Here is an 11104-nt window from a genome sequence, read left to right on the forward strand (position 1 = left end):
ACCAACGCGCACGTGATTCTGGAGCAGGCGCCGGAGCCGGAGCTGGTGGAGGCGGCTGAGCCTGCCGAGGTGACCGCTCCGGTGGAGCCGGCGGCACTGCCGTGGGCGTTGTCCGGCCGTGGTGCGGAGGCGCTGCGCGACCAGGCGGCGCGGCTGCTGTCCCGTGTGGAGTCGGATGCCGAGCTCTCCCCGATCGACGTGGGTTGGTCGTTGGCGGCGGGGCGTGCGGAGTTCGAGGACCGCGCGGCGGTGGTCGCCGCCGATCGGACCGGTCTCGTGTCCGGGCTCGCCGCGCTGGCGCGAGGTGAAGAGGCCCCCGGCCTGGTCATAGGCCCGCAGCAGGGCGCCGACTCCTTCGCCGGTGGCCGGGTGGTGTTTGTGTTCCCGGGTCAGGGTGCGCAGTGGGCGGGCATGGGCGTGGAACTCCTGGACGCTTCCCCGGTGTTCGCCGAGCGGCTCGGTGAGTGTGCGGCGGCTCTGTCGGAGTTTGTGGACTGGTCGTTGGTGGATGTGCTGCGTGGGGTGGCGGGTGCGCCGTCGTTGGAGCGGGTGGATGTGGTCCAGCCCGTCTCGTGGGCGGTGATGGTCTCGCTGGCCGAGGTGTGGCGCTCCATGGGCGTGGAACCCTCGGCCGTGGTGGGGCATTCGCAGGGTGAGATCGCTGCCGCGTGTGTGGCGGGTGGTCTGTCGTTGCGTGATGGTGCGCGGGTGGTGGCGTTGCGCTCGCAGGCCATCGCTGAGCATCTTGCGGGTCGTGGCGGGATGATGTCGGTGGCGTTGCCGCTGGCCGAGGTGGAGTCCCGGCTGGAGCGCTGGCCAGACCGGTTGGAGATCGCGGCGGTCAACGGCCCGTCCTCCACGGTGGTGGCCGGTGAGCCGGACGCCCTGGACGAACTCCTCGCCGCGTGTGAGGCCGAGGGTGTCCGCGCTCGCAGGGTGCCGGTGGACTACGCCTCGCACACCTCCCACGTGGAGCTGATCGAGGACGAACTGGCCCGTGTCCTGGGCGACATCACTCCCCAGCCCGCTCGGGTGCCGTTCTATTCGGCGGTGACCGGACAGCCGATCGAGACGACGGGGCTGGACGCGGGCTACTGGTACCGCAACCTGCGCCAGACGGTCCGCTTCGAGGAGACCATCGGCGCGCTGGTGGCCGCCAAGGGCGCGGTCTTCATCGAGGTTTCCGCCCACCCGGTGCTGGTGGCCGCGGTGCAGGACACGGTGGAGGAGCGTGGCGCTGAGCAGACCGCGGCTGTCGGTTCGCTGCGGCGCGACGAGGGCGGCCTGGACCGCTTCCTGACCTCGGTCGCCGAGGCATGGACGCACGGCGTGCGCGTCGACTGGACGCGGGCCTTCACCGGAACCGGCGCCACCGGTGTCGAACTGCCCACGTATGCCTTCCAACGCCGGCGCTACTGGCTCGACGTCAGCCCCACCGCGGGTGGTGACATGGGTTCGGTCGGTCTACTGCCCGCCGCGCACCCCCTGTTGGGCGCCGCGATGGACCTCCCGGACTCCGACGGGGTCGTCTTCACCGGTCGGCTGTCGCTGCGTACGCATGCTTGGTTGGCGGATCACGCGGTGGCGGGCACTGTCCTGCTGCCTGGTACGGCTTTCGTGGAGCTGGCGATCCGTGCGGGCGACGAGGTCGGCTGCGACACGGTGGAGGAGCTGACGCTCCAGGCGCCGCTGATCCTGCCCGAGGAGGGCGGCGTGCAGCTGCGGTTGACGGTCGCAGCGCCCGACGACTCCGGCCGTCGCACGCTGACCTTCCACTCCCGTCCGGAGACCGGCCTGTCGCACGAGCCGTGGACCTGCCACGCCACGGGCACGTTGGTGGACGGCGTGACGCGCCCCGTGGGTTCGGAGCCGTCGGGAGCCGAGGACCTGGCCGTATGGCCCCCGGCCGGGGCGGTCGCGGTGGACACGGAGAACTTGTACGAGACGCTGGGCGCCGCGGGACACGGGTACGGACCGGTGTTCCAGGGGCTGCGGGCGGCGTGGCGGCGCGGCGACGCGATCTTCGCCGAGGTGGCTCTGCCGGAGGACGGGCAGGGCGAGGCGGCGGGCTTCGGGCTCCACCCGGCGCTCCTGGACGCGGCGCTGCACGGCATGCGGGCGGGTGACTTCTTCGCCGACGACCAGGCGCGGTTGCCGTTCGCCTGGCGTGGGGTGACCCTGCGGGCCGCGGGTGCCGCGGCGCTGCGCGTGAGGCTGGCCCCGGTCGGCCAGGACGCGGTGTCCGTGCTGGCGGCGGATGCCGCCGGTAGGCTCGTCGCCTCCGTCGACTCCCTCGTCGTCCGCCCCGTCGACCCCGAGCGGCTCGCCGCCGCGCCCGGCGGCCCCGACGCACTGTTCCGGGTCCGATGGGCGTCCGTCCCGGTCCCCGGCCCGGCCCGGGAGGCGGCCCCAACTCCCGCGCGCTTGACGGCGATCGGCACAGAGGAAGACCTGGCGGCCCTGGCGGAGCTGGGATTCGGCGGCGTCCGCGGCGACAAGGGCCTCGTCACGTACGAGGGTCTCGTCACGTACGCGGATCTCACCGCGCTGACCGATGCGGTGGCGTCCGGCGCGGCCGAGGTGCCCGACGCGGTGCTCGTACCGTGGCCCGCCGCGGCTGCCGAGCCCCGTACGGCGAGCACCGCCGAGACGGCCGCGGTGCCCGACCTCGCGCACACCGCGCTCCGAAGCGCCCTCGCGCTGGCCCAGGCATGGCTGGCCGACGAACGCCTCGCCGCGTCCCGCCTTGTGCTGGTCACGCGCGGCGCGGTGGCGACCGAGGCGGACGGTGCCGCGCCGGATCAGGTGTCGGCCGCCGTATGGGGGCTGCTGCGTACGGCGCAGACGGAGAACCCCGGGCGGTTCGTGCTGCTCGACACCGACGGCTCCGAGCTGTCGGGCGACGAGACGGCGGGCCTCCTGGCCACGGACGAACCACAGCTCGCCGTGCGGTCCGGTGCGGCGTACGCGCCGCGGCTCGTGCCCGCGGCCGTGGGCACCGCGGGCGACGCGCCCGCATGGAGCCACGCCGGGAACGGCACGGTGCTGATCACGGGCGCGACGGGGACGTTGGGCGGCCTGGTCGCGCGGCACCTGGTCGCCGAGCACGGAGTGCGGCACCTGCTGCTGGTGAGTCGTCGTGGCGAGCAGGCCGATGGTGCCAGCGAGTTGGTGGCGGAGTTGGCCGAACTGGGTGCTTCGGCGCGGGCGGTGGCGTGTGACGTGGCGGACCGTGAGGCGTTGGCCGCGCTGCTGGCGGACATCCCCGCCGAGCACCCGCTGACCGCCGTGGTGCACGCCGCCGGTGTCCTCGACGACGGGCTCGTCGCCGGGCTGACCCCCGAGCGCCTGTCCCGCGTACTGCGCCCCAAGGCGGATGCGGCCTGGAACCTGCACGAGCTGACCCGCGATCTGGACCTGTCCGCGTTCGTGCTCTTCTCCTCCGGGGCCGGCGTGCTCGGCAGCGCCGGGCAGGGCAACTACGCCGCGGCCAATGCCTTCCTGGACGCGCTGGCACAGCACCGCAGGGCGCTCGGGCTGCCCGCCGTCTCGCTCGGCTGGGGCTTCTGGGAACAGCGCTCGAGCATGACCGGGGAGGTCGGCGAGGCGGACCTCGCCCGCATGGCCCGCTCGGGCCTGGTCCCGCTCTCCTCCGACGAGGGCCTGGCGCTCTTCGACGCCGCGCTGTCGACCTCGGCGGATGAGCCCGTCCTGCTGCCCATGCGGCTCGACCTCGGCGCACTGCGGGGCGCCGACGCCCCCGCCCCGGCGCTGCTCCGCGAACTGGTCCGCGGTCCGGTGCGGCGGGCACGCGCGGCGGCGGGTGGCCCGGCCGCCCCCGGGGGGCTCGCCCAGCGGCTCGCCGGGCTGTCCGAGAGCGAGCGACTCCGCACCCTTGCGGAGCTCGTCCGCGGCCATGTCGCGACCGTCCTCGGGCACGGCTCGGCGGGCGCCGTCGACGAGAACCGGGCCTTCCGCGAGTTGGGCTTCGACTCGCTGACCTCGGTGGAGCTGCGGAACCGGCTGAACGCGGCCACCGGGCTTCGGCTGCCCGCGACGCTGGTCTTCGACCACCCGACCCCCGCCGCGCTCGCCCGGCACCTGCTCGCCGAACTGCTGGGCGTGGGCATCGGCACCGCCGACTCCGCCCCCATGCCGACGGGCGTCGCAGACACCGACGACCCCATCGTCGTCACCGCCATGAGCTGCCGCTTCCCGGGCGGCGTGCGGAGCGCCGAGGAGCTCTGGGACCTGGTCCTCTCCGGTACCGACGCGATCTCGCCCTTCCCGGTGGACCGCGGCTGGGGCGAGGACCTGTACGACCCGGACCCGGAGCGGCAGGGCAAGAGCTATGTGCGGGAAGGCGGCTTCCTGCACGACGCGGCCGAGTTCGACCCGGCGTTCTTCGGTATCTCGCCGCGTGAGGCGCTGGCGATGGACCCGCAGCAGCGGCTGCTCCTGGAGACGAGCTGGGAGGCGCTGGAGCGTGCCGGGATCGACCCGGAGACCGTGCGCGGCAGCCGTACCGGCGTGTTCGCGGGCGTGATGTACAACGACTACGGCTCGCGGCTGCGGACCGCTCCGGAAGGCTTCGAGGGCTACCTCGGCAGCGGCAGCGCCGGAAGCGTCGCGTCGGGGCGCGTGGCGTACACGCTGGGCCTGGAGGGTCCGGCGGTGACGGTGGACACCGCGTGCTCGTCGTCTCTGGTCTCACTGCACCTCGCGGTCCAGGCGCTGCGTAACGGCGAGTGCTCGCTGGCCCTGGCGGGCGGTGTCACCGTGATGTCCACGCCGTCGGTCTTCGTGGAGTTCAGCCGCCAGCGCGGCCTTGCCGCCGACGGACGCAGCAAGTCCTTCTCCGACGCCGCGGACGGCGCCGCATGGGCCGAGGGCGTGGGCATGCTGCTGTTGGAGCGGCTGTCGGACGCGCGGCGCAACGGTCACCCGGTGCTGGCCGTGATCAAGGGTTCGGCCGTGAACCAGGACGGTGCGAGCAATGGTCTGACGGCGCCCAACGGCCCCTCGCAGCAGCGTGTCATCCGGGCCGCTCTGGCGAATGCCGGTGTTTCTGCCGCTGAGGTGGACGCGGTGGAGGCGCATGGCACGGGTACGACGCTGGGTGACCCGATCGAGGCGCAGGCGCTGTTGGCGACGTACGGCCAAGGACGGTCGGAGGAGCGTCCGTTGTGGCTGGGCTCTCTGAAGTCCAACATCGGCCACGCCCAGGCCGCCGCCGGTGTCGCTGGTGTCATGAAGATGGTGCTCGCGATGCGGCACGGTGTGCTCCCCAAGACCCTTCACGTCGATGAGCCGTCGTCGAAGGTGGATTGGTCGGCGGGTGCGGTGGAGTTGCTGACGGAGTCGCGTGAGTGGGCGGAGGTCGAGGGGCGTCCGCGCCGCGCGGGTGTGTCGTCCTTCGGTGTCAGTGGGACCAACGCGCACGTGATTCTGGAGCAGGCGCCGGAGTTGGCGGAGGTCGTTGAGCCTGCCGAGGCGGCCGCTCCGGTGGAGCCGGTGGCGGTTCCGTGGTTGCTTTCGGCGCGTGGTGCGGAGGCGCTGCGCGACCAGGCGGCGCGGCTGCTGTCCCGTGTGGAGTCGGATGCCGAGCTCTCCCCGATCGACGTGGGTTGGTCGTTGGCGGCGGGGCGTGCGGAGTTCGAGGACCGTGCGGTGCTGGTCGCCGCCGATCGGACCGGTCTGGTGTCCGGGCTCGCCGCGCTGGCGCGTGGCGAGGAGGCGCCCGGTGTGATTGCGGGCGTGTCCGAGGGCGTGGGCGATCGGGTGGTGTTTGTGTTCCCGGGTCAGGGTGCGCAGTGGGCGGGCATGGGCGTGGAACTCCTCGATGCTTCCCCGGTGTTCGCCGAGCGGCTCGGTGAGTGTGCGGCGGCTCTGTCGGAGTTTGTGGACTGGTCGTTGGTGGATGTGCTGCGTGGGGTGGTGGGTGCGCCGTCGTTGGAGCGGGTGGATGTGGTCCAGCCCGTTTCGTGGGCGGTGATGGTCTCGCTGGCCGAGGTGTGGCGTTCCATGGGCGTGGAACCCTCGGCCGTGGTGGGGCATTCGCAGGGTGAGATCGCTGCCGCGTGTGTGGCGGGTGGTCTGTCGTTGCGTGATGGTGCGCGGGTGGTGGCGTTGCGCTCGCAGGCCATCGCGGAGCATCTTGCGGGTCGTGGTGGGATGATGTCGGTGGCGTTGCCGCTGGCCGAGGTGGAGTCCCGGCTGGAGCGCTGGGCAGACCGGTTGGAGATCGCTGCGGTCAACGGCCCGTCCTCCACGGTGGTGGCCGGTGAGCCGGAGGCCCTGGACGAGCTCCTCGCCGCGTGTGAGGCCGAGGGTGTCCGTGCGCGCAGGGTGCCGGTGGACTACGCCTCGCACACCTCCCATGTGGAGCTGATCGAGGACGAACTCGCCCGCGTTCTCAGGGACATCCGCCCCCAGGCGGCTCGCATTCCGTTCTTCTCCTCGGTGGAGGGGGACTGGCTGGGTGAGGGCCTGGTGGATGCGGGCTACTGGTACCGCAACCTGCGTCGGACGGTGCGTTTCGAGGAGTCGATCGGTGCGCTGTCGGGTCAGGGCTATGGTGCGTTCGTCGAGGTGAGCGCGCACCCGGTGCTGGTGGCCGCGGTGCAGGACACGGTGGAGGAGCGCGGCGCTGAGCAGGCCGTGGCGGTGGGTTCGCTGCGGCGCGACGAGGGTGGCCTGGACCGGTTCCTGACCTCGGTCGCCGAGGCGTGGACGCACGGTGTACGCGTCGACTGGACGCAGGTGTTCGCCGGAACCGGCGCCACCCGCGTGGAGTTGCCCACGTACGCCTTCCAGCGTCGGCGCTACTGGCTGGAGAACACGGCAGAGACGGAAGCGGCGCCCGTCGACCAGGTCGAGGCCGGTTTCTGGGACGCGGTCGAGAGCGCGGATCTGGAGTCGCTGACCTCGACGCTCGACATCTCCGCCGACCAGCCCTTCAGCGCGGTGCTGCCCGCCCTGACCACCTGGCGGCGGAAGCGGCGCGAGCAGTCGGGCCTTGACGCCTGGCAGTACCGCATCGGATGGCATCCGGTGTCCGATGACTCCGCGGCCGTGCTGTCCGGGACCTGGCTCCTGGCGGTGCCGTCCACCCTCTCCGGCGACCCGCTGACCCCGCTGACCGCGTCGGTGGAGACCGCGCTGACGGCCAGGGGAGCGAAGGTCGTCCGCGTCACCGTGGACGGCGACCCGGATCTCGGTTCCGGCTCCGGTGCCGACCGCAAGCAGTGGGTGCGGGCGCTGTCCGAGGCGGCCGAGGACGGGTCCCCGATCGGGGGTGTCCTGTCGCTGCTGGCGATGGATGCCGCGCCCCAACACCCCGCGTACGAAGGTGTATCCGCCGGTCTCGCCGCGACGCTGGCCCTCGTACAGGCTCTCGGCGAGGCGGCGATCGACGCCCGGCTGTGGTGCGCGACGCGCGGCGCGGTCGCGGCGGCCGACGGCGAGGTGCTTGCTGATCCGGTGCAGGCGCAGGTCTGGGGCCTGGGCCGGGTGGTGGCGCTGGAGCACCCCGAGCGCTGGGGCGGCCTGATCGACCTCCCGGAGACCGTGGACCGGCGGGCGCAGGAGCGGCTGGGTGCCGTGCTGGCCGGTACGAGCGGAGAGGACCAGGTGGCCGTACGGCCCAGCGGGGTCTTCGGGCGGCGGCTGCTGCGTACCGCCGGCGGTCCGGCCACCGATGGCGGACTCGCACTCGGCGCAACCGCCGCGCTCGACGACGACACCTCCGCACCCGGCGTCAACTCCGCAGTCGCCAATGGCAGTTGGGGGCCTCGTGGCACCGTGCTGATCACTGGCGGTACGGGGGCGTTGGGTGCTCATGTGGCGCGCTGGCTGGCGCGGTCAGGTGCCGAGCATGTGGTGCTGACGAGCCGTCGTGGCCCGGACGCGCCCGGCGCGGCTGAACTGGCGGCAGAACTGCGCGAGTTGGGTGCCGAAGTGACGGTGGCGGCCTGTGATGTGGCCGACCGTGGCGAACTGGCCGGGCTGCTGGGGTCGTTGACGGAGACGGACGGGCAGCGGCCGCTGACCGCGGTGGTGCACGCGGCCGGGGTGCTGGACGACGGCGTGGTGGACGCGCTGTCTCCCGAGCGGTTCCCGGACGTGCTCGGCCCGAAGGCCGGCGCGGCGGCCCACCTCGATGAGCTGACCCGCGACCTCGACCTGTCCGCGTTCGTGATGTTCTCGTCGATGGCCGGTGCGGTCGGCGGCGCGGGGCAGGGTAACTACGCCGCGGCCAACGCGTTCCTGGACGCGCTCGTCCAGCGCCGCCGCGCGCTCGGCCTCCCGGGCACCTCGGTGGCCTGGGGAGCGTGGGCGGACGGCGGCCTGGCAACCGAGGGAGTCGGCGAGGAGCGGCTGCAGCGCGGCGGCATCGTGCCGATGGCGCCCGAGGACGCGGTGGCGCTGCTCAGTCGGGCGTTGGACCGCGACGAGGGCTGCGTCGCCGTCGCGGACGTGGACTGGACGCGCTTCGCGCCCCGGCTGGCCACGGGCCGCCCGGCACCCCTGATCGAGGCGATCCCGGAGGCCCGCCGGGCCCTGGAGCCGGCCGGTGGCCGGGCCGGCGCGGACCAGCGCGAGGAGACCGGTGTGCCGCTCCGGGAGGAGCTGGCCGGGCTCACCGCCGCCGAACGGCACCGCAGGCTGCTGGAGTTGGTGCGGCAGCAGGTCGCCGGGGTGCTCGGCCACACCACCACGGAGACGGTCACCGCCGACCGGCCCTTCAAGGATCTGGGCTTCGACTCGCTGACCGCCGTCGAACTCCGTAAGCGTCTGAACAACGCGACCGGGCTGCGGCTCGCCGCCACGCTCGCGTTCGACTATCCGACGCCCCAGGCCCTCGCCGACCACCTGCGCTCCGAGTTGGGCCAGGACGGCGAAGGACCCAAGCGCTTCGATGCCCTGCTGGGCGAGCTGGACAGGCTGGAATCGGACATCGCCGGCGTGCTGGGCGAAGAGACGGCGCGCGGGGAGACAGCGCGTGAAGAGACAGCGCGCGGGGAGATCGCGCTCCGGTTGAAGACGCTGCTGCGACTGTGCAGCGAACCGGAGGAATCCCCCGCCGAGACGGACGCCGGCGAGAAGTTCGACTCGGCCTCCGACGACGAGGTCTTCGACTTCATCAGCAACGAGCTCGGCATCTCCTGAGTCGTCCGCCGGGCGCGGCCATCCGCGCCCGGTGACGGACGACGGCTCGAACCTCTCGAACTCAACGAACTTCTTGAAACCCTGGAGTGGTACCGCGTGACGAACAGCGGCGAGGACAAGCTTCGCTACTTCCTGAAGCGAGTGACGGGCGAGCTTCACGAGGCGCGGCAACGACTGCAGGAAGTCGAGTCGGGAGAGCACGAGCCGGTCGCCATCATCGGCATGAGCTGCCGGTACCCCGGCGGGGTCGATTCGCCGGAGGCGCTGTGGGAGCTCCTCTCCGACGGCCGTGACGCCTTCTCGGAGTTCCCCGCCGACCGTGGCTGGGACGTCGAGGAGCTGTACGACCCGGAGCTGAGCCGCCCCGGTACCTCGTACGTCCGCGAGGGCGGTTTCCTGGAGCGGGTCGGCGAGTTCGACCCGGCGTTCTTCGGGATATCGCCGCGCGAGGCGCTGGCGCTCGACCCGCAGCAGCGGCTGCTCCTCGAAACCTCCTGGGAGGCGATCGAGCGCGCGGGCATCGACCCGACGTCCCTGAAGGGCAGCCGTACCGGTGTCTTCGCGGGCACCAACGGCCAGGACTACGCGGCGCTGCTGCGCCGGTCGCCCAAGCAGTCGGAGGGCTACCTGGCCACAGGCATCGCCGCCAGCGTGGTCTCCGGCCGTCTCTCCTACACCTTCGGCCTCGAAGGGCCCGCGGTCACCGTCGACACGGCGTGTTCGTCGTCGCTGGTGACCCTGCACCTGGCGGCTCAGGCGCTGCGCAACGGCGAGTGCTCGCTGGCGCTGGCCGGCGGCGTCACCGTGATGGCCACTCCGGAGACGTTCGTGGAGTTCAGCCGCCAGGGGGCGCTGTCCCGCACCGGACGCTGCCGCCCCTTCGCGGCCGACGCGGACGGTACGGCCTGGGGCGAGGGCGTCGGCATGCTGATGCTGGAGAAGCTGTCGGACGCGCGCCGCAACGGTCACCCGGTGCTGGCCGTGATCAAGGGCTCGGCCGTGAACCAGGACGGTGCCAGCAACGGCCTGACCGCGCCCAACGGCCCCTCGCAGCAGCGCGTCATCCGGGCCGCTCTGGCGAGCGCCGGTCTGTCGTCGTCCCAGGTGGACGCGGTGGAGGCGCACGGCACGGGTACGACGCTGGGCGACCCGATCGAGGCCCAGGCGCTGTTGGCGACGTACGGCCAGGGGCGGCCTGAGGACCGCCCGCTGTGGTTGGGCTCTCTGAAGGCCAACATCGGCCACACCGCGGCCGCCGCCGGTGTCGCGGGCGTCATCAAGATGGTCATGGCGATGCGGCACGGCACCCTGCCCCAGTCGCTGTACGTGGATGAGCCCACTCCGCAGGTCGACTGGACGGCGGGCGCGGTCGAGGTGCTCACGGAGCAGCGGGCCTGGCCGGAGGTCGAGGGCCGTCCGCGTCGCGCGGGTGTGTCGTCCTTCGGCGTCAGCGGCACCAACGCGCACGTGATCCTGGAGCAGGCGCCGGAACCGGCCGCGGGCGAGGCCACCGAAGCGGAGCCCGGGAAGGGCACCGAGTCCGCGGCACGGCCGCCCCTGGTGCCGTGGGTGGTCTCGGGCCGTGGCGTGGAGGCGTTGCGCGGTCAGGCGGCGCAGCTGCTGTCCGGTGTCTCGGGCGCTGCGGGTGTCGCGGGGTTGTCGCCGGTGGATGTGGGTTGGTCGTTGGCTTCGGGGCGGGCCGCTTTTGAGAACCGCGCCGTGGTGGTGGCGGGTGAGCGGGATGCTCTGCTCTCTGGTCTGGGTGCGCTGGCGCGGGGTGAGGATGCGTCAGGTGTGGTGACCGGTCCGGCGGAGGGCGTGGTCACCGCTGGTCCTCTGGCGGTGGTGTTCTCGGGTCAGGGTAGTCAGCGGGTGGGTATGGGGCGTGAGTTGTATGCCGCGTATCCGGTGTTCGCAGCTGCCTTTGATGAGG

Annotated in this window: 2 protein-coding genes; both read left to right on the plus strand. The window is 72.7% G+C overall.

Translation table 11 applies throughout. The annotated features are described in order from the left end of the window. Positions 1-9171, plus strand: a 9171-nt coding sequence (locus tag AB0B50_RS44460; protein ID WP_362343776.1) for a type I polyketide synthase, incomplete at its 5' end; no start/stop codon positions are given. A gap of 96 nt (positions 9172-9267) precedes the next feature. Then, a partial coding sequence (locus AB0B50_RS44465; RefSeq protein WP_362343778.1) for a type I polyketide synthase occupies positions 9268-11104 on the plus strand: 1837 nt, incomplete at its 3' end.

Source organism: Streptomyces sp. NPDC041068 (assembly GCF_040647455.1).
GTDB lineage: Bacteria > Actinomycetota > Actinomycetes > Streptomycetales > Streptomycetaceae > Streptomyces.